The sequence below is a fragment of the Streptomyces sp. NPDC017943 genome (assembly GCF_044328425.1).
Taxonomy (GTDB): domain Bacteria; phylum Actinomycetota; class Actinomycetes; order Streptomycetales; family Streptomycetaceae; genus Streptomyces; species Streptomyces djakartensis_A.
This window is the reverse complement of sequence record NZ_JBIRHH010000006.1, coordinates 422,918-442,491: the sequence shown is the minus strand read 5'-3', so window position 1 is coordinate 442,491 and position 19,574 is coordinate 422,918. Positions and strand designations below refer to the sequence as shown.

Annotated in this window: 14 protein-coding genes; 5 read left to right on the top strand and 9 right to left on the bottom strand. The window is 74.2% G+C overall.

The genetic code is table 11. The features are described 5' to 3' along the window. Nucleotides 1-7 precede the first annotated feature (7 nt). Both ACH4C6_RS22145 and ACH4C6_RS22140 read right to left on the bottom strand, forming a co-directional pair. A complete protein-coding gene (locus ACH4C6_RS22145) occupies nucleotides 8-1,768 on the bottom strand; it encodes a TIGR03767 family metallophosphoesterase (protein ID WP_398110309.1) in 1,761 nt (586 codons plus the stop codon). Nucleotides 1,769-2,016: 248 nt separating this feature from the next. Next, a complete protein-coding gene (locus ACH4C6_RS22140) occupies nucleotides 2,017-2,496 on the bottom strand; it encodes an NUDIX hydrolase (RefSeq protein WP_398110308.1) in 480 nt (159 codons plus the stop codon). A gap of 229 nt (nucleotides 2,497-2,725) precedes the next feature. On the opposite strand from ACH4C6_RS22140, the gene ACH4C6_RS22135 reads away from it, so the two are divergent. Next, nucleotides 2,726-6,037 (top strand): S8 family serine peptidase, encoded by a 3,312-nt coding sequence (locus ACH4C6_RS22135; RefSeq protein ID WP_398110307.1) that lies wholly within the window; start codon nucleotides 2,726-2,728, stop codon nucleotides 6,035-6,037. A gap of 57 nt (nucleotides 6,038-6,094) precedes the next feature. Here the strand turns inward: ACH4C6_RS22135 and ACH4C6_RS22130 are convergent, their stop codons facing one another. Both ACH4C6_RS22130 and ACH4C6_RS22125 read right to left on the bottom strand, forming a co-directional pair. Continuing rightward, the gene (locus ACH4C6_RS22130; RefSeq protein WP_398110306.1) at nucleotides 6,095-6,874 is read right to left on the bottom strand and encodes a hypothetical protein; all 780 of its coding nucleotides are present in this window, start codon (nucleotides 6,872-6,874) and stop codon (nucleotides 6,095-6,097) included. Nucleotide 6,875: 1 nt separating this feature from the next. Further along, the gene (locus ACH4C6_RS22125) at nucleotides 6,876-7,424 is read right to left on the bottom strand and encodes an RNA polymerase sigma factor (protein ID WP_398110436.1); all 549 of its coding nucleotides are present in this window, start codon (nucleotides 7,422-7,424) and stop codon (nucleotides 6,876-6,878) included. Between the two features lie 348 nt (nucleotides 7,425-7,772). On the opposite strand from ACH4C6_RS22125, the gene ACH4C6_RS22120 reads away from it, so the two are divergent. Then, entirely contained in the window at nucleotides 7,773-8,789 is a 1,017-nt protein-coding gene (locus ACH4C6_RS22120; RefSeq protein ID WP_398110305.1) for an aspartate-semialdehyde dehydrogenase, read from the top strand. Here the strand turns inward: ACH4C6_RS22120 and ACH4C6_RS22115 are convergent. After that, nucleotides 8,786-9,271 (bottom strand): DUF1203 domain-containing protein, encoded by a 486-nt coding sequence (locus ACH4C6_RS22115; protein WP_398110304.1) that lies wholly within the window; start codon nucleotides 9,269-9,271, stop codon nucleotides 8,786-8,788. The two genes, ACH4C6_RS22120 and ACH4C6_RS22115, sit on opposite strands and share 4 nt — an antisense overlap. A 181-nt stretch (nucleotides 9,272-9,452) precedes the next feature. Here ACH4C6_RS22115 and pepN point away from each other — a divergent pair, with 181 nt between their 5' ends. Continuing rightward, nucleotides 9,453-12,029: an aminopeptidase N gene (gene pepN / locus ACH4C6_RS22110; protein WP_398110303.1), complete on the top strand. Its 2,577-nt coding sequence runs from the start codon at nucleotides 9,453-9,455 to the stop codon at nucleotides 12,027-12,029. A 93-nt stretch (nucleotides 12,030-12,122) separates the two neighbouring features. Here the strand turns inward: pepN and ACH4C6_RS22105 are convergent, their stop codons facing one another. Next, nucleotides 12,123-13,064, bottom strand: coding sequence for an EamA family transporter (locus ACH4C6_RS22105; protein WP_398110302.1), 942 nt, complete (start codon nucleotides 13,062-13,064; stop codon nucleotides 12,123-12,125). Between the two features lie 105 nt (nucleotides 13,065-13,169). Between ACH4C6_RS22105 and ACH4C6_RS22100 the strand changes: the two genes are divergently transcribed. After that, the gene (locus ACH4C6_RS22100) at nucleotides 13,170-13,694 is read left to right on the top strand and encodes a MarR family winged helix-turn-helix transcriptional regulator (RefSeq protein WP_398110301.1); all 525 of its coding nucleotides are present in this window, start codon (nucleotides 13,170-13,172) and stop codon (nucleotides 13,692-13,694) included. A gap of 59 nt (nucleotides 13,695-13,753) precedes the next feature. Here ACH4C6_RS22100 and ACH4C6_RS22095 read toward each other — a convergent pair whose 3' ends face one another. The 3 genes from ACH4C6_RS22095 to ACH4C6_RS22085 form a co-directional block, all read right to left on the bottom strand. Continuing rightward, nucleotides 13,754-14,041: a hypothetical protein gene (locus ACH4C6_RS22095; protein WP_369195600.1), complete on the bottom strand. Its 288-nt coding sequence runs from the start codon at nucleotides 14,039-14,041 to the stop codon at nucleotides 13,754-13,756. Between the two features lie 63 nt (nucleotides 14,042-14,104). Continuing rightward, entirely contained in the window at nucleotides 14,105-16,189 is a 2,085-nt protein-coding gene (gene malQ, locus ACH4C6_RS22090) for a 4-alpha-glucanotransferase (protein ID WP_398110300.1), read from the bottom strand. Then, nucleotides 16,190-16,447 carry a hypothetical protein gene (locus ACH4C6_RS22085; protein WP_398110299.1) on the bottom strand — a complete coding sequence of 86 codons (258 nt, stop codon included), beginning with the start codon at nucleotides 16,445-16,447 and terminating at the stop codon, nucleotides 16,190-16,192. It abuts the gene before it with no gap. A gap of 225 nt (nucleotides 16,448-16,672) precedes the next feature. On the opposite strand from ACH4C6_RS22085, the gene ACH4C6_RS22080 reads away from it, so the two are divergent. Further along, on the top strand, nucleotides 16,673-19,558 hold the full coding sequence (locus tag ACH4C6_RS22080) for a beta-N-acetylglucosaminidase domain-containing protein (RefSeq protein ID WP_398110298.1): 2,886 nt from the start codon (nucleotides 16,673-16,675) through the stop codon (nucleotides 19,556-19,558). The last annotated feature ends 16 nt before the right edge of the window (nucleotides 19,559-19,574 follow it).

Here is a 19,574-nt window from a genome sequence, read left to right as displayed (position 1 = left end):
CCGGACGTCAGCCCTTCTTGAGGACGAGTTCGGTGTTGCGGTCCTGCGGGGCGCCGCCGAGGGTCGTGATCGCACCGGGGGCGTTGAGGGACAGTTCGCGGTACAGGGCGGCCAGTCCGGTCTGGGAGAGGTCGGAGAAGTCGGTGCGGTGCGGGGCGGCGGACTCCACCAGCGTGGTGAACAGGGAGAGGGTGCCGTCCTTGTTGTCGGTCAGTTCGACGATCCGGGCGAGCTGCGGGTAGTCGACGTGGGAGGCGGTGGAGATCTCCCAGAAGGAGCGGCCGCCGGGCGCGGAGTGGGGCGTGACGACGTTCTTGTGGACGTGGCCGTTCACCCAGGCCAGCACGTTGCGGTGGCTGCCGAGCAGGGCCAGGACGGCTCGGCCGTCGCGCCGGCGTTCCTGGGGGCGGGCCGGGTCGGGGCGGGTGTTGGTCATGGATCGGCTCGTGTGGTGGCTGAAGATCACCGCGTAGGAGTCCTCGTTCTCCCGCAGGGTCCGGTCGAGCCACCGCATCTGGGCCGAGCCGATGGAGCCCTCGTAGTGGCCGCCCGGGTCGGTGGTGTCCAGGCTGATGCCGATCACGTCGTCGGAGATGCGGAAAGCGTAGTACTGGGTGCCCGCGTCGAGGTTGGCCGCGGTGTAGCCGTGGCCGGCCGGGCCGGCGCCGCGGTGGGCCGGGTCGAGGTGTGCCCGCAGGTACTCGGCCGGGGTGAAGGGGGCGCGGCGCTCGTCCGGGGTGACCGGGCGCATGGACCGGGCGTGGGACCTGAGGAAGTCGTGGTAGTGCACGCCCTGCGGGTCCCCGGCCTTCTTGATGAGCTTCCTGAGCTGTCTGGCCTGCGCTGCCGGGACGTCCATCAGCTTCCTGCCGCCGACGGCCAGGTCCGCGAGGTAGGAGTCTCCGTGCGAGCCGTAGACGCCCATCGGCAGGGAGTCGTGGTTGCCGACGGTGGAGTACCAGGGCAGGTTCAGGCCGGGGCTGCGCACCTCGCGGACCGCGGCCCGCAGGAAGCCGTCGAGCCGGGGGAAGCCGGCCTGCTTGTCGAGGTCGCGCAGCGCGGCCTCCGGCTGCCAGTACTGCGTGAGGCCGCTGTTCTGGACGCCCTCGTAGCGGCGCGGGTCACCGGTGTCGGGCGTGATGCGCCCGCCGCTCATGACCGTCAGGAACCACTCCAGCTCGATCCTGGCGTTGTTGTCGGTGTTGTCGCCGGTGGTCATGGCGAAGTGCAGCGGGGCGCCGGTGACGGGGGCGCCGCGCAGTGCGTTGATCCGTTCCACGAGGGCGATCGCGCCCTGCACGGTGAGCGTCTCGTGGGGCCGCCAGGCGTGCACGTCGGCCGCGCGCAGGTACTCCAGGCGCAGGGGGTGCTGCGCGTCCGTGATGTGCAGGTCGGTGAGTTGCACGAAGGCGGCGAGCGCGGTGCGGCGCCCGGCGCGGCCGGCCTTGGGCGCGGCCAGTTCGGAGCGCACCACGCGCTGCCAGCCGGGTCCGTCGCCGAGGCGCCGGTAGCCGGGGCCGCCGCGTGGGGCGGCGACGCTCGCCAGGGTGGTGCCCCGGGTGTAGGGGGCGAGGGGTGCGGCGGGTGCCTGCCGGGAGGTCGCGGCCGCGGCGGCCTGCGTGCTCTCCCCTGCCGCGGCGGCCGGGCTCTCGCCGGTCCGCAGGGCGAGTCCGGCACCCGCGGAGAGGGCGACCGCGCCGGTGGCGGCGAGGACGGAACGACGGTGGATGCCCGGGCCGGAGCCGGCGTCTGAGCGTGTGCGCGCCATGCGCTTGTCTCCCCGAGTGCGAACGCGTCGGCAGTGGTCGCGGGGTGCTCGTGACGCGAACACCCCGCTCGTACTGGATCGTTGGCACCGGGGATGACCTGTGTGTGAACGCGGCCGCAACGGGCGGCGCCGATCGCCGAACGTGGATCTCGGACCACCCGGGGTGTCGGCGAGCGCTCCGGGAACGGCCCGGGAGCGGTCACCCGGCGTTCATGTGCCGGGGTAACCGGGATGCGGGGCGGGCCGGTTCAGCCCTCGGGGAGGCGGGCCCCGCGCTCCTCGGTCAGGTGCCCCGTCACCGGGCGCTCACGCCACAGCCGCAGCGCGGTGTCGACCATCGGCACCCGCACCAGGCCGGGCACGGCGTCCAGGTCGTGCCAGGCGGCCAGGTCGGTGGAGCCGCCCACCTCGTGGCGGAGCTCGCCGCCGGTGACGCGGGCCTCGTAGACGCAGCGGACGGCGTGGTGGTCCAGGGAGCGCCCGCCGAAGCCCTCGCGGAAGACGCGGTGGGAGGAGTCGACGCCGAGCAGGGCGGTGACCTCGACGCGGTAGCCGGTCTCCTCCTCGACCTCGCGCCGCACGGTGTCGTAGGGGTCCTCGCCGTGCTCCATGCCGCCGCCGGGCAGGACCCACTCGGGCGTGCCGTCCCGGGCGGGCGAGCGGGCGAGCAGGATCCGTCCGTCCCGGACGCATATGGCGTAGGCCGCCACCCTCAACTTCTGGCGCACTCCGGGACGTTAACCGATTTCACCGCCTTCGGGACCGATACCCGCAAAACGCATCGGGGGTTTTCCCCATACATCCATTTCGTTTCGGTCAACCCTCCCCAAAGAACATCCCCTTGCGTAAAGCTGTGCGATCGTCCGGGCTCGCCGTTCCGGACCGTCGCGACCAGGTCCGATCGGAGCCGATCGGTCCCGGCCGCTGCCGCTCGTTCCTTTACCTCAAGGGATGCCGATGACCTCCACCCCCCAGCACGACCCGATACCGGGCCGGAGACGCGTGGCACGGATCGCCGTGGCCGCCGGCCTCGTCGCCGCGCTCACCGCGGCCGGGCCGATTCCGCTGGCCTTCTCCGCCGACGGGCCGGGTGCCTCGGCGCCGGCCGACGTCGACGTCAAGTCCGCTCACGACAAGCTCGGTTCGAACGACGCGGACCTGCTCGCGGAGGCCAAGGCCGACGGCGACAAGACCGTCACCATGATGATCGCCACCGCGCCCGGGAAGACCGAGCAGGTCGCCGGGCAGCTGGACGCGGTCAAGGGCGGCTCGGTGGGCCGGGCCGACGACAAGCTGGGCTACGTCCGCGCCACCGTCCCGACCTCCGGCGCGGACGCGGCCATCGCGGCCGCGGCCAAGCTCTCCTCGGTGCACGGCATCGACCTGCGCGAGGAGATCCCGCTCGACGACCCGACGCCCAGCGGCGACGCCGCCAAGGGCGCCAAGGCCGCGAAGGGCACCTACCCCGCCCCGGACCGCAGGACCCCGGCCGAGAACCCGTACAACCCGTCCTTCGAGACGGGCGCGGTCGACTTCGTCGAGGACCACCCCAAGGCGGACGGCCGCGGCGTGACCATCGGCATCCTCGACTCCGGCGTCGACCTCGGCCACCCGGCGCTGCAGAAGACCACCACCGGTGAGCGGAAGATCGTCGACTGGGTGACGGCGACCGACCCGATCATCGACAACGACAGCACCTGGCGCCCGATGGTCTCGGCCGTGTCCGGCCCGGCCTTCACGTACCAGGGCCAGTCCTGGAAGGCGCCGGCGGGCTCCTACGCCGTCAGCCTGTTCAAGGAGTCGTACACCACCGGCGGCGACGCGGCGGGCGACGCCAACCGCGACGGCGACACCACCGACGTCTGGGGCGTGCTCTACGACGCCACGACCGGCACGGTCCGGGTCGACCTGAACAACAACAACGACTTCGGCGACGACGTCGCGATGAAGCCGTACAAGGACGGTCACCAGGTCGGGTACTTCGGCACCGACGACCCGAAGACCGACATCGCCGAGCGGCAGCCGTTCGTCGTGGAGATCCGCAAGGACGTCCCGATGGACCCGCTGGGCGGCTCCTGGGTCGGCAAGAAGTCCGACTTCGTCAACATCGGCGTCATCGAGTCCGAGCACGGCACGCACGTCGCCGGCATCACCGCCGCCAACGGCCTGTTCGGCGGGCGGATGGACGGTGCCGCGCCCGGCGCCAAGCTGGTCTCCTCCCGCGCCTGCACCTGGTCCGGCGGCTGCACGAACGTCGCGCTGACCGAGGGCATGATCGACCTCGTCACCAAGCGCGGTGTCGACATCGTCAACATGTCCATCGGTGGCCTGCCGGCGCTGAACGACGGCAACAACGCGCGCGCCGAGCTGTACACGCGTCTCATCGACGAGTACGGCGTGCAGCTGGTGATCTCCGCGGGCAACTCCGGCCCCGGCGCCAACACCATCGGCGACCCGGCCCTGGCCGAGAAGGTCATCTCGGTCGGCGCGTCCGTCTCCAAGGAGACCTGGGCCGCCAACTACGGCTCCGTCGTGGAGAAGAAGTACGCGATGATGCCCTTCTCCTCGCGCGGCCCGCGTGAGGACGGCGGCTTCACGCCGACCCTGGTCGCCCCGGGTGCCGCGATCAACACCATCCAGACCTGGATGCCGGGCGCCCCGGTCGCCGAGGCGGGCTACTCCCTGCCGGCCGGCTACGGCATGCTCCAGGGCACCTCGATGGCCTCCCCGCAGGCCGCCGGTGCCTCGGCGCTGCTGATCTCGGCCGCCAAGCAGAAGAAGATCGACCTCACGCCGGCGACGCTGCGCACGGCCCTCACCTCCACCGCCGACCACATCAAGGGTGTGCAGGCGTACGAGGAGGGCGCGGGCCTGATGAACATCCCGGACGCCTGGGACGCCATCCGTGACGGCGCGCACTCGCACGCGTACACGGTCAAGGCGCCGGTCGACACCGCGATCGACCAGTTCCTGAAGACCCCGGGCTTCGGCACGGGCCTCTACGACCGTGAGGGCGGCCTGAAGGCCGGCCAGAAGAAGACGTACGAGGTCACCATCACCCGTACGTCCGGCGCCGACAAGGCGATCCGGCACGAGCTGCACTTCGAGAACAACGCGGGCGGCACGTTCCGCGTCGTCGGCTCCGACGAGGTGAAGCTGCCGCTGAACCAGCCGGTGACCGTCAAGGTCCAGGCCGCGCCGAAGTCCGCGGGCATCAAGAGCGCGATCCTCGAGGTCGACGACCCGCGCACCGAGGGCATCGACGAGCAGGTGCTGCACACGGTCGTGGTCTCCTCGCCGCTGAAGTACACCTTCTCCGCCAAGGACTCGGTGCAGCGCAACAGCTCGCAGCACTACTTCGTCACCGTCCCCGAGGGCGCCAAGAGCCTCGAGGTCGCGATGAGCGGGCTGAAGGACAAGAGCCAGACCCGGTTCATCTCCATCCACCCGTACGGCGTGCCGTCCGACCCGACGTCGACGATCAACTGCTACCCGAACTACTCGAACCCGGCCAACACCTGCCGCCCCGACGTGCGTGCGTACGCCGACCCGCAGCCGGGTGTCTGGGAGATCGAGGTCGAGTCGCGCCGGACGTCGCCGCTGCTGGACAACCCGTACAAGCTCGACGTCGCCGTCCTCGGCGCGGCCTTCGACCCGGAGACCGTGACCGTGCCCGAGGCCAAGGTCGGCACCCCGGCCACCGCCTCCTGGAAGGTGACCAACGGCTTCGCCCCGCTCGACGGCAAGCTGGTCGGCGGCCCGCTCGGCTCGGCGAAGACGGCCCGCCCGTCGATCAAGCAGGGCGAGACGCAGACCACCACGGTCGAGGTGCCCGCGGGCGCCAAGTCCCTGGACGTCGCCATCGGCCGTGTCTCGGACACCGCCGCCGACCTCGACCTCGCCGTGTACGACGCGGCCGGCAAGCAGGTCGCCAGCTCCGCGGACGGCGACTCGGAGGAGTCCGTGTCCGTGCCGTCCCCGGCAGCCGGGACGTACACGATCGAGGTCGTCGGCTACTCGGTGCCGGCCGGCACCACGGAGTACGACTACCAGGACGTGTTCTTCTCCGCCTCGCTCGGCACCGTCACGGTCGACGGCTCCGGGCCGGTGAAGCTCGGCACGGGCGACTCGGCGACCGTCTCCGGCAGCATCACCGCCGCGGCGGCCGCTCCCGAGGGACGTGAGTTCTTCGGCCAGGTCCAGCTGGTCAACGCGCGCGGCACCGTCGCGGGCCTGGGCAGCGTGAAGATCGAGAAGGTCCTGCCGTAACCCTGTACGGCGGGTGAGGGGCGGGCGTCCTGGCGGGCGCCCGCCCCTTCGCCGTGTTCAGCGGCAGGGCCGGGTGCGGGCCTCGGGTGCGGCGGCGGTGATCCAGGCCCGCTCCCGGGCGATCCGCTCCTCCCCCGTCGTCCACAGGTCCGGCTCGTCCCGCCCCTGCGGGATGCCGACCAGGACGTGCTCGCCCGCCCCCGGTCGCGGCTGCGTGTCGCCGTCCAGGGGGACGACGATCCGGTCCCGGCCCTTCGCGGGCTTCCAGTACCGCGTCACGTCGACTGTCACGCGCAGCCGCCCGCTCCCGGGGACCGCCTCGGTCTTCGTGACGGTGCCCTCGGCGACGAGCCGGGCGCAGGCCAGGTACCCGGCGTGATCCGCCTCGAAGTCCGTGCCGCCCTTCGACGTCCCGGCCGCGCCGTCGGCGGCGGAGCTCGCGCCCTGGTCGTCCTGGGCCCCCGTACCCCCGCCGTGCACCACCAGCGAGCCCATGCCGAGCACGACGGCCGCCCCGACGGCGGCGACGAGCCCTCTCAGGGCGAGGACCCGGGCCGAGGGACGGGGTCGCCGTGCGACCGGCTCGGTGACGGGGGCGGTCCGGCGTTCGGGCGGGGGTTCGGCCAGGGCGTCTCCGATGAGACCGAGCTGCTCGCGCAGCAGCGCCACGTCGGCGGCCGCGGCCCGGTACTCCTCCGCGAAGGCCGCGTCGGTGAGCGCGGCCCGGTCCGGCGGCTCCCCGGCCACCGCGGCCATGAGCGCACCCCGGTCGCCGTCCGGGGCCCTCCCGGCCGGCTCGGGCTCACCCTGCCGGTTCTCGTCGTGTTCGGCGGGCACGTCACACCACCTCGTCCTCGTGCAGGCGGGCGCGCAGGGCCCGTACCGCCGTGTGCAGCCGGCTCTTGACCGTGCCCTCCGGGACGCCGAGCTGCTCGGCGATGGACCGCACCGGCAGATCGGCGTAGAAGCGCAGGACGACGACCTGGCGCTGGGCGTCGGGCAGCTCGTCCAGGCCCTGGGCGACGGCGACGGACAGCACGCTGGTGTCCTCGCCGGAGGGGTGCTCGAGCTGCCGCAGGGCGGCCAGCCGCTCCCCGAGCCGCTCCTGGCGGCGCTTGGCCCGGTGCCAGTCCATGGCCAGGTTGGAGGCGACGACCGCCGCCCAGGCGGAGACGTCCCGCGGCGCCTCCCGCCCGCTCGCGGCCCGTTCCAGCAGCCGCAGGCGGACCTGCTGCACCCCGTCCGGCAGGTCCGCCTGCGGCACTCCCCCGAGTGCGAGCACCGCCCGCACCCGGCGCTCCTGGGCCGGATCGAGCGGATCGGCGCCGTCCGGCAGGCCGTCCCCGGCGCGCGCCTCCCGCCCGCGCCCGGCCCTTCCGCGCAGCAGCACAAGCCACCCCCCTCACCGTGTCCCTCCTACGACGCCGGACCGGCGCGGAACGTTCACCGGTCCGGCGGCGGGTTTCGCCGGAGCGACCGAGGCATACGTCACACTTCCGTGTGGCCGGGACCCGCATGGGCAGGCGAGCTTGCGGCGTACGACCCCTGCCGGATGAATTTCTGCAGCTCAGCGGGGTCGCCACCGCAGGTCCGCAACCATGGGGCGGGACACGCCGTCCCACTCCTCGGGCAGGTGCGGCGAAAGAAGTGGACAGGCGGGCCGTGGTCGGCCGCATGATGGAAAAGCCTCGGCCAAGCAACGAGCACGTGAAGAGACGCAGGAGAGGGAGTCGCCGTGAGGGTCGGAATCGTCGGAGCCACCGGACAGGTGGGCACGGTCATGCGCAGGATCCTCAAGGAGCGGAACTTCCCGGTCACGGAGCTGCGCCTGTTCGCCTCGGCCCGTTCGGCGGGCACCGAGCTGGACGGCGTGACGGTGGAGGACGCGGCAGCCGCCGACTACACCGGCCTGGACATCGTGCTGTTCTCCGCGGGCGGTGCCACGTCCAGGGCGCTGGCCGAGAAGGTCGCCTCGCAGGGCCCGGTCGTGATCGACAACTCCTCGGCCTGGCGCAAGGACCCCGAGGTGCCGCTGGTCGTCTCCGAGGTGAACCCGCACGCGATCGCCCACCGCCCCAAGGGCATCATCGCCAACCCGAACTGCACGACGATGGCCGCCATGCCGGTGCTGCGCCCCCTGCACGAGGAGGCGGGGCTTGAGGCCCTGGTCGTCGCCACCTACCAGGCGGTGTCCGGCTCCGGTCTCGCGGGCGTGGCCGAGCTGCACGGGCAGACGCAGAAGGTCGTCGCCGAGGCGGACAGGCTCACGCACGACGGCGAGGCCGTCGACTTCCCGGAGCCCGGCGTCTACAAGCGCCCCATCGCGTTCAACGTGCTGCCGCTGGCGGGCTCGATCGTCGACGACGGCCTGAACGAGACGGACGAGGAGCAGAAGCTCCGCAACGAGTCCCGCAAGATCCTGGAGATCCCGGAGCTGAAGGTGTCCGGCACCTGCGTGCGCGTCCCGGTCTTCTCCGGCCACTCCCTGCAGATCAACGCCCGCTTCGCCCGCCCGCTCGCCCCGGAGCGCGCCGCCGAGCTGCTGAAGGACGCCCCCGGCGTCGAGCTCTCCGACATCCCGACCCCGCTCCAGGCCGCCGGCAAGGACCCCTCGTACGTCGGCCGCATCCGCCGCGACGAGACGGTGGACAACGGCCTGGCCCTGTTCGTCTCCAACGACAACCTCCGCAAGGGCGCGGCCCTGAACGCCGTCCAGATCGCGGAGCTGGTGGCGCAGGAGCTGAAGGGCTAACCCCTGCGCACCTCGTAGAGGAAGCAGCCGTACTCGACGGCCCGGACGTGGACGAGCGCCACGGCCGGGTCGTCGAGTGTTTCCGTGAGGGCCTGCTCGAAGGCGTCCGGGCCCCCGCCGACCAGCCGCCCGCCCAGGATGTGCCCCTCGGCGGAGTAGCGGCGCAGGACGCGGTGGCTGTTCGTGAACGGCAGGGGGGCGGGCGGGTCCGCCGGGCCGTCGCAGGGGCCGGCGTGGAGGTAGACCGGGCCCTGCTCGTCGTAGGCGCCCGGGTCCGCGCCGGTTCCGGCGGCCCAGCGGCGCAGGGGCGCGTAGGAGACCAGCGCGATGCGTTCGCCGGGTGCGCTGTGGCGCAGGCAGCAGCGCAGGGGCGCGCCGCCCTCGGGGTCGGTCAGCGGGGCCGCCGGGCGGCCGGCGTCGTCCGCCGTGCGCAGTTCCCTCAGGACGCGCGGGGCGATGGGGTGCACGGTGCGGTGCGTCATACGGTCAGGGTCACGCGCACGGCGGCGCGAAACCGGCGGATTCCGGACGTCGCGTTCCCGCGCGCGGTGCCGCCGCCGGGGGTCGCCCGAGGGGTATCCCTAGGGAAGTCCCAGGTCGTCGCCGGAGCCCGGACCGCCGTGGAAAGATGGCGCAACCCACCCATAACGAGGAGATGACCGCGTGCCTGGCACAAACCTGACCCGCGAAGAGGCGCAGCAGCGGGCACAGCTGCTCGCCGTCGAGTCGTACGAGATCGAGCTCGATCTCTCCGGCGCGCAGGAGGGGGGCACCTACCGGTCGGTGACCACGGTGCGCTTCGACGTGAGCGCCGAGAACGGCGCGGAGTCGTTCATCGACCTGGTGGCGCCCGCCGTGCACGAGGTGACCCTGAACGGGGACTCCCTCGACCCGGCCGAGGTCTTCGCGGACTCCCGGATCGCGCTGCCCGGGCTGCTGCACGGCCGCAACATCCTGCGGGTCGTCGCCGACTGCGCCTACACCAACACCGGTGAGGGCCTGCACCGCTTCGTCGACCCGGTCGACGACCAGGCCTACCTCTACACCCAGTTCGAGGTGCCGGACGCCCGCCGGGTGTTCGCCGCCTTCGAGCAGCCGGACCTCAAGGCGACCTTCCAGTTCACGGTGAAGGCCCCCGAGGGCTGGACGGTCGTCTCCAACTCGCCGACGCCCGAGCCGCAGGACAACGTCTGGGTCTTCGAGCCGACGCCGCGCATCTCGACGTACATCACGGCGCTGATCGCCGGCCCGTACCACTCGGTGCACAGCGTGTACGAGAAGGACGGCCAGTCCGTCCCGCTCGGCATCTACTGCCGTCCCTCGCTGGCGGAGTACCTCGACGCGGACGCCATCTTCGAGGTGACCCGGCAGGGCTTCGAGTGGTTCCAGGACAAGTTCGACTACGCGTACCCGTTCGCCAAGTACGACCAGCTCTTCGTGCCGGAGTTCAACGCGGGCGCGATGGAGAACGCGGGCGCGGTGACGATCCGCGACCAGTACGTGTTCCGCTCGAAGGTGACGGACGCGGCGTACGAGACGCGCGCGGAGACCATCCTGCACGAGCTGGCCCACATGTGGTTCGGCGATCTCGTGACCATGGAGTGGTGGAACGACCTGTGGCTGAACGAGTCGTTCGCCACCTACACCTCCATCGCCTGCCAGGCCGCCGCGCCCGGCTCGCGCTGGCCGCACTCGTGGACGACGTTCGCGAACTCCATGAAGACCTGGGCGTACCGGCAGGACCAGCTGCCCTCCACGCACCCGATCATGGCGGACATCCGCGACCTGGACGACGTCCTGGTCAACTTCGACGGCATCACGTACGCCAAGGGCGCCTCGGTGCTGAAGCAGCTCGTGGCCTACGTCGGCGAGGACGAGTTCTTCCGGGGCGTGCAGGCCTACTTCAAGGCCCACGCCTTCGGCAACACGCGCCTGTCGGACCTGCTGGGGGCGCTGGAGGAGACCTCCGGCCGCGACCTGAAGACCTGGTCGAAGAAGTGGCTGGAGACGGCCGGCATCAACGTCCTGCGTCCGGAGATCGAGACGGACGCGGACGGCGTGATCACCTCCTTCGCGATCCGCCAGGAGGCCCCGGCCCTGCCCGCCGGCGCCAAGGGCGAGCCGACGCTGCGCCCGCACCGCATCGCCGTCGGTCTGTACGACCTCGACGGCAGCGGCAAGCTGGTGCGCACCGAGCGCGTCGAGCTGGACGTCGACGGTGCGCTGACCGCCGTCCCGCAGCTGTCCGGCAAGCGCCGCCCGGCCGTGGTCCTGCTCAACGACGACGACCTGTCGTACGCGAAAGTCCGCCTGGACGAGCAGTCCCTCGCCGTGGTCACCGAGCACCTGGGCGACTTCGAGTCCTCCCTGCCGCGCGCCCTGTGCTGGGCGTCGGCCTGGGACATGACCCGCGACGCCCAGCTCGCGGCCCGCGACTACCTGGCCCTGGTGCTGTCCGGCATCGGCAAGGAGTCCGACATCGGTGTCATGCAGTCGCTGCAGCGGCAGGTGAAGCTGGCGGTCGACCTGTACGCCGACCCGGCCGCCCGCGAGACGCTGCTGGCCCGCTGGACCGACGCGACGCTGGCCCACCTGCGCTCGGCCGCCCCGGGCAGCGACCACCAGCTGGCATGGGCGCGCGCCTTCGCCGCGACGGCCCGCACGCCGGAGCAGTTGGACCTGCTGGAGGCGCTGCTGGACGGCTCGCAGAGCGTGGAGGGCCTGGTCGTCGACACGGAGCTGCGCTGGGCGTTCGTGCAGCGGCTGGCGGCGGTCGGCCGGTTCGACGAGTCGGAGATCGCGGCCGAGTACGAGCGCGACCGCACGGCCGCCGGTGAGCGGCACGCCGCCACGGCCCGTGCGGCCCGTCCGAGCGCGGAGGCCAAGGCGGAGGCGTGGGCGTCGGTCGTCGACTCCGACAAGCTGCCCAACGCCGTGCAGGAGGCGGTCATCGGCGGCTTCGTCCAGACCGACCAGCGCGAGCTGCTCGCCCCCTACGCGGAGCGGTACTTCGAGGTGGTCAAGGACATCTGGGCGTCCCGCTCCCACGAGATGGCCCAGCAGATCGCGGTCGGTCTCTACCCGGCGGTCCAGGTCTCCCGCGAGACCCTGGACCGGACGGACGCCTGGCTGGCCTCCGCCGAGCCCAACGCGGCCCTGCGCCGCCTGGTCTCGGAGTCCCGCGCGGGCGTCGAGCGGGCCCTGCACGCCCAGCGGGCGGACGCGGCGGCCGGGCAGTAACCGCCCGGCACCGAGCACGAAGGGGCGCCCGGCCTGGCCGGGCGCCCCTTTCCGTGCCTTCGGCGGCCGCGCCGGAGGGCCGTTGCGGCCGTCCTACCGGCGCAGCACCACGGTGGTGGCGTCCGGGCCGCCCTGCCCCGCCTTCCCCGTCCGGCGTGCGGAGGGCGCGCGGAGCGGCTTCCGGGGGACGAACTGGCCGGCCACCGTCGCCCCGAGCGCCAGCACCATGCCCACCAGTTGCACCGGCGTGAGCGCTTCCCCGAGCGCCGCCCAGCCGGTGACGGCCGCGGTCAGCGGGGAGAGCGGCCCGAGGAAGGTGGCCTGGGTGGCGCTGAGGCGGCCGATGCCCCGGAACCACAGCCAGTACGCGACGGCCGTGTTGGCCAGGGCGAGGTAGAGGTAGCCGCCGACGGCCCGGCCGTCCAGTGCCGGGGGTGCCCCCTCGACGAGGAGGGCGAGCGGGGTGATGAACAGCCCGCCCGCGGTGAGCTGCCAGGCGGTGAGGGCGAGCGGGCCCACCCCGTCGGGCCGTCCCCAGCGCTGGGTGAGCACCACGCCCGCCGACATCGACGCGGTGCCGGCGAGGGCCGCCAGCAGGCCGAGCGCGTCCAGCGCCCCCGCGGCCCGCAGTACCACCAGGCTCACCCCGAAGGCCGCCACGATGCCGGTCAGCAGGGTGCGCGCCGAGGGCCGCTGTCCGAGCAGCAGCGCCGACAGCCCGGCCACGAACAGCGGCCCGGCCGATCCCACGACCGCCGCGAGGCCGCCGGGCAGCCGGTAGGCGGACAGGAACAGCAGGGGGAAGAAGGCGCCGATGTTCAGCGCGCCGAGTGCCGCCGCCTTGCCCCACCAGGCACCGCGCGGCAGCACCCGGGCGAGGCCGAGCAGCAGCAGCCCGGCGGGCAGGGCGCGCACCAGGGCGGTGAACAGGGGGCGGTCGGCCGGGAGGAACTCGGTGGTGACCGCGTAGGTCGTGCCCCAGGAGACGGGGGCGAGTGCGGTGAGGGCGATGAGCGCCGGACGGGACAGGGCCATGGTGGCACCCCCAGAAGTAGGTCAGTGGAAAGTAGCTTAGCGCTAAGCAACTTTCCGTCAACCTACTTTCTTGCGGGTGACCGGAGGGGCCCCGATACTCGTGCCATGAACGAACGCCCGGAGCACCGCAAGGAGCATCGCAGGGACCCCGTCGACGCGATCATCGACCAGTGGGCGACGGTCCGGCCCGACCTGGACACCGCCGCCATGGAGGTCTTCGGCCGGATCAACCGGCTCTCGGCGGCCATGGCCGACCGGGTGGCGAAGGCGTACGCGCCGTTCGGGATCTCCCGCGGGGAGTTCGACGTCCTGGCGACCCTGCGCCGCTCCGGAGAGCCCTACACGCTCTCGCCCCGGCAGCTGTCCGCGACGCTGATGCTCACCACCGGCGGGATGACGGGGCGCCTGGACAAGCTGGAGCGGGCGGAGCTGCTGCGCCGCTCACCCGATCCGCACGACCGGCGCGGCCTCCACGTGACCCTCACCGGCAAGGGCCTGGACCTGGTCGACGAGGCGGTCGGCGCGGGACTGGCCGTGCAGACCGAGGCCCTGTCCGCGCTGGACGCCGAGCGCGCCGGCCTCCTGGCCGGGCTGCTGCGCGAGCTGCTCGCGGGAGCGGAACGGCCCTGAGAACGCGCCGAGGGCGCCGCCGCGGTGATCGCGACGGCGCCCTCGGCGGAGCGAACGGGTCAGGCCTTGACGTCGGTCCCCGCCTCGGCCTTGGTGGTGATGTTGGAGCTGGTCGGGTCCTTCTTCTTGTGCGTCTTGTCGCCGACCATCACCAGACCGGCGATGACCAGGTAGAGCACGATCGGGGCCGCGACGAAGAGACCCAGCGTCTCGATGACGCTCAGGCCCGTGCCGGGGTCGTCACCGTCGTCGCGGGTGAGCGCGCTCGCGGGGGACGACATGAGCAGCATCATCAGCGTCGTACCGGCTGCCAGGGCGCCGGCGCGCAGGGCGTTCTTCTTGTCCACGGTGTCAAAGTATCCAACGCCGGCCGGGCACGCGCGCCCGGGGTGCCGTAAGGGCTCCCCGCCTCACGCCCCGGGCTCCCGGAGGACGTCCATCAGCGCGCGCAGCCGTGGTGAGGCCGCCAGGTCCTCCAGGGTCACCGGGCGCCCCTCGGCGTCCGCCACGGGCAGCCGCCAGTTCGGGTACTGGTCCCAGGTGCCCGGGAGGTTCTGCGGGCGGCGGTCGCCCACCCCGTCCGGGAGCCAGACGCCGATCATGCGGGCGGGTGTGCGGAGCAGGAAGCGGTGCACGGCCTGGATCTGGGCCTCCTCCGAGGACGCGTCGCCACCGCCGCCCGTGCCGTGCAGCAGGCCCAGGCGGGACAGCTCCGCCAGCCACTCCCCCGTGTCGCGGGCGGCCTCCTCGCGCTCCTGCGCCAGCGGGCGGGTCAGCAGGCCGAGGCTGTCGCGCAGCTCCACGTGCTCCCCGGTGAGCCGCGCAGCGGTGGAGGGCAGGTCGTGCGTGGTGGCGGTGGCCAGGCAGTCGGCGCGCCAGCTCTCCGAGGGCAAGGGGCGGCCGTCGCCCTCCCAGTCGCGCTCGAACCACAGCACGGACGTCCCGAGCACCCCGCGCTCGCGCAGCGCCTCGCGCACGCCCGGTTCGACGGTGCCGAGGTCCTCGCCGATGACGGGGGCACCGGCCCGGGAGGCCTCCAGGACGAGGACCGCGAGCATCGCCTCGGCGTCGTAGCGGACGTAGGTGCCCTCGGTGGGCGGGCGGCCCTGGGGGACCCACCACAGGCGGAACAGGCCCATCACGTGGTCGATGCGCAGGGCGCCCGCGTAGCGGAACAGGGCACGCAGCAGGTCGCGGAAGGGGGCGTAGCCGGACTCGGCCAGCCGGTCGGGCCGCCACGGAGGCAGGCCCCAGTCCTGGCCGCGGGCGTTGAAGGCGTCCGGCGGGGCGCCCACGGACATCCCGGCGGCGAAGTACTCCTGCTGGGCCCAGGCGTCCGCGCCGCCGGGGTGCACCCCGACCGCGAGGTCGTGCACGATGCCCACCGGCATCCCCGCCTCGCGCCCGGCGCGCTGGGCGGCCCGGAGCTGCTCGTCGGTGAGCCACGCCAGCCGGGACCAGAACTCGACCCGGTCCAGCAGGCCGTTGCGGGCCCGCTCGGTCTCGGCCGACCGCGGGTCGCGCAGCCCCGTCGGCCAGCGGTGCCAGTCGGACCCGTGCACCTCGGCGAGCGCGCACCAGGTGGCGTGGTCCTCCAGGGCCCGGCCCTGCTCCGCGAGGAAGTCGCTGTAGGCGGCGCGCCGGCCGGGACCGAGCGGGACCTCGGCGAGCAGGTGCAGCGCCTCGCGCTTCAGCTCCCACACGGCGTCCCGGTCGATCAGCTCGCCCTTCTCCAGCACCGCCGCGCGCAGCCGCCCGCCCTGCTCCAGCAGGCTGCGCAGACGCTCGCGGTCCTCCACGTAGGCGGCCTCGGGGACGTCCTCGACGCGCAGGTGCACCGGGTCCGGGAAGCGGCGGGAGGAGGGGCGGTACGGGGAGGGGTCGGTGGGGGCGCCGGGCACGGCCGCGTGCAGCGGGTTGACCTGGATGAACCCGGCGCCCAGCGACCGTCCGGCCCAGGCGGCCAGCTCGCCCAGGTCACCCAGGTCGCCCATGCCCCAGGAGCGGCGGGACAGCAGGGAGTACAGCTGGACGAGCAGGCCGTGGGCGCGCCCGGCGGGGGCGGGCAGGCGGGGCGGGGCGACGATCAGGTGGGCCTCGGCCGTGCGGCCGTCGGGGGCGGTGGCGGTCAGCCGGTGCACCCCGGGCGGCAGGCCGTCGGCCGAGGTGCGCGTGCCGCCGTCCTCGGTGTCGATGCGCAGGCGGGTGCCCGCGGGCAGGGCGGCGAGGGCGTCGGGGGCGCTTCCGGTCCGGCCGACCACGGTCGGCGGCAGCAGCCGCTCGGCCTGTTCCCGCTCCCGGGCGGCGAGCGCGGCGCGCACGGCGCCGGGCGTGCTCGCGTCCACGCCGAGGGCGGTCAGCACGGAGGTGACCGCGGCGGCCGAGGCGGCCACGACACGGTCCGGGGAGGGGCTGTAGGAGGTGGCGACGCCGTACAGGGCGGCGAGTCGCGTCAGGTCCTCGGAGGGCGGGTCGGCCGGCTCGGGTGCGGTCATCTACGGCCTCGGCTGGTCCGGGACGAAGGCCGGCGGCTCGCTGGTGAGGGGGGTGGCCTCGGCGAGCGGCGGCTCACTGGTGAGGGGCTCGGCGTCGGGGAGCGGGGGCTCGCTGGTCAGCGGCAGTTCCGTGCAGGTGCTCTCGGAGCTGAAGACGCAGTACACGGGGTCGTCGTGCTGGGTTTCGTCGAGGTCGGCGGACGGGTCCGCCACGGGTTTGGACGGGGCCGGGAGCGGGAGGAACGTCATCGCAGCCACGGGGGGCCTCCTTGCCGGGTACGGGTTCGGTGGGTCCTTGCAGCCCTACCCAGTCGTCGGGAAGGCAGACGCCTTGGGGCCAACATCGTGCTTCTGCTCACATTTCGCTCCCCTGCCCTCTTCCCGTACTCCCGCAAACCACGGCACACCGGCCGCTGCCGTTGACACCTTCACCGGGCGGGTGGTGGGCTCGTCCCGCCGGTCGGACACATCGGGAGGCGGCCTGTGGGACTGCGGCACGGGAAACGGGCGGCGGCCCTGGCCATCGCCGTCGTCGCGTCCGGGCTCGGCCTCCCGCCCGCGGCCGCGGCCGCGCCGCCCGTGCCGGGTGCGACCGCGCGAGCGGTCGCCGCCTCCCCGGCGCCGGACCTCTCCGTCTGGCCGCGCCCGCAGTCGCTGCGGCCCGGCGGCGCCCCGGTGGCCGTGCCGCACGAGGTCGCGCTGGTCACCGGCCCGGACACCGACCCGCACGCCCTGGACGCGCTGCGCGCGCTGCTGCGCCGGGCCGGTGCCCGCCGCGTCACGGACGCGCCGGTGCCGGGCGCCCTGGTCGTCCGCGCCCGGACGCGGCCGGCCCGCCCGGGCGACCGGCACGCCCTGCCCGCCGGGGGATACGAGCTGTCCGTCGGCCGCGGCGGCGTCCTGCTCACTGGCACGGGCGCGGACGGCCTGTTCCACGCCGTGCAGACGCTGCGGCAACTGCTGCGCCCGGACCGCGCCTTCACCGCTGCCGTCGTGCGCGACTGGCCCGCGAGCCCCGTACGCGGCATCACCGAGGGCTTCTACGGCACCGCGTGGACGCACCGGCAGCGGCTGGCGCAGCTGGACTTCATGGGGCGCACCAAACAGAACCGCTACCTGTACGCCCCCGGCGACGACCTGTACCGGCAGGCGCGCTGGCGCGAGCCGTACCCGCAGCGGTGGCGGGCCCGGTTCCGCGAGCTGGCCGCGCGGGCGGAGCGCAACCACGTGACGCCCGCCTGGGCGGTGGCCCCGGGCCAGGCGATGTGCTTCTCCTCGGACGCGGACGTGCGGGCGCTGACCCGCAAGCTGGACGCGATGTGGGCGCTGGGCTTCCGGGCCTTCCAGCTCCAGTTCCAGGACGTCAGCTACAGCGAGTGGCACTGCGAGGCGGACGCCGGGCGGTTCGGCTCCGGACCGCGGGCGGCGGCGCGGGCCCAGGCCCGGGTGGCGAACGAGGTGGCCCGGCACCTCGCGCGCCGCCACCCCGGAGCGGCCGCGCCCTCCCTCATGCCGACCGAGTACTACGAGGACGGCTCGACCGTGTACCGGCGGGCCCTGGCGGACGCGCTGGACGAGGGCGTCGAGGTGGCGTGGACGGGCGTCGGCGTGCTGCCCCGCACCATCACCGGCCGCGAACTGGCCGCCGCCCGCGAGGCGTTCGGCCATCCGCTGGTCACCATGGACAACTACCCGGTCAACGACTACGACCCCGGCCGCCTCTTCCTCGGCCCCTACCGGGGCCGGGAGCCGGCCGTCGCGACCGGCTCGGCCGGGCTGCTCGCCAACGCCATGCAGCAGCCGGAGGCCTCCCGCATCCCGCTGTTCACCGCCGCCGACTTCGCCTGGAACCCGCGCGCCTACCGGCCCGCGGCCTCCTGGCGCGCGGCCGTCGCCGACCTGGCGGGCGGGGACCGGCGACGCGAGGAGGCCCTGGCCGCGCTCGCCGGGAACGACGCCTCGTCGGTGCTGGACGCCCGGGAGTCGGCGTACCTGCGGCCGCTGACGGAGGAGTACTGGACGTCCCGGGCGGCCGGTGGCACGCGGCGGGACGGCGCGGCGGCCCGGCTGCGCGCGGCCTTCACCGTGCTGCGTGAGCTGCCGCGGCGCCTGGCGGGCACCGGCCTGGCCGCCGAGGTGGCCCCCTGGTCCGGGCAGCTCGCCCGCTACGGCGAGGCGGGCACGGCCGCGCTGGACATGCTGGACGCGCAACGCGCGGGCGACGCGGCGGCGGCCTGGCGGGCGTACCGCCGGATCGGGGAGCTGCGGTCCGCGCTCGGCGGCGCGCGGGCCGAGGTCGGCACGCAGGTGCTCGACCCCTTCCTGCGACGGGCGCAGAAGTCCTACACGGCCTGGTCGGGCGTCGACCACGAGCCGCCCCGGGCCCCCGGCGACGCACGCGCCCTGCGCTTCCCGCGGCCCCGGGCGCTGACGGCCGTGACGGTGCTGACCGACCCGGGCACGGCCGGCGCGGTCGAGGTGCACGTGCCGGGCGGCGGCTGGCGCGAGGCGGGACGGCTGGACGGCTCGGGCGCGACCGAGATCCGCCTCGGTGACCGGCTCCGGGCGGGGCGCGAGGGCCCCGGCACCGGGCAGGTCGACGCCGTGCGGGTCGCCGGGGCCGACGCGTCCCGCGTCCGGCACCTCGTGCCCTGGTTCGGCGACTCCCCCGCGGTCTCCCTGGGGCTGGCCCGCGACGAGGTGGACGCCGAGACGGGCCGCACGGAGAGGCTGACGGTCCGGCTCGGCTCCCTGCGCCCGGTCGGCACCCGCGGCCGGCTCACCGTCGAGGCGCCCGAGGGGGTACGGGTCCGGGCGCCCCGGGGCGAGCTGGACGTCCCGCGCGGCGCGGCGGCGGAGGTGCCCGTCGAGGTCACGGTGGAGCGCGGCGCTCCGATGCGGCCCCACCGGGTCCGGCTGCGCTTCGGGGACGCCTCCCGCACGCTCACCGTCCGGGCCGTCCCGCCCACCGGGGGCCCGGACCTGGCGCGCGCGGGCTCGGCGCGTTCCTCCGGCGACGAGACCCCCGCCTTCCCCGCGCCCGCGGCGAACGACGGCGATCCGGCCACCCGCTGGTCCTCCCCGGTGGACGACGGCGCCTGGTGGCAGGTCGCACTGCCCCGCCCGGCCCGGATCGGGCGCGTGGTCCTGCACTGGCAGGACGCCCACCCGTCGGCCTACCGCGTCGAGGTCTCCGCCGACGGCCGCCGCTGGCGCACGGCAGCGTCGGTACGGGAGGGACGCCGCGGCCGGGAGAGCGTCCGGATGGACGAGCGGGACGTGCGCTTCCTGCGTGTCCAGGGCGAGAAGCGCGCGACCCCGTACGGCTACTCGCTGTGGTCCGTGGAGGCGTACGCGGTCACCCCGTGACCCCCGGAAGGCCCGG

Bases quoted from the DNA above. Each gene is read 5' to 3' on its own strand.
- ACH4C6_RS22135 (WP_398110307.1), top strand. From the start codon at position 2,726: ATGACCTCCACCCCCCAGCACGACCCGATACCGGGCCGGAGACGCGTG.
- ACH4C6_RS22115 (WP_398110304.1), bottom strand. From the start codon at position 9,271: ATGACGCACCGCACCGTGCACCCCATCGCCCCGCGCGTCCTGAGGGAA.
- malQ (WP_398110300.1), bottom strand. From the start codon at position 16,189: ATGACCGCACCCGAGCCGGCCGACCCGCCCTCCGAGGACCTGACGCGA.
- ACH4C6_RS22145 (WP_398110309.1), bottom strand. From the start codon at position 1,768: ATGGCGCGCACACGCTCAGACGCCGGCTCCGGCCCGGGCATCCACCGT.
- ACH4C6_RS22100 (WP_398110301.1), top strand. From the start codon at position 13,170: ATGAACGAACGCCCGGAGCACCGCAAGGAGCATCGCAGGGACCCCGTC.
- ACH4C6_RS22105 (WP_398110302.1), bottom strand. From the start codon at position 13,064: ATGGCCCTGTCCCGTCCGGCGCTCATCGCCCTCACCGCACTCGCCCCC.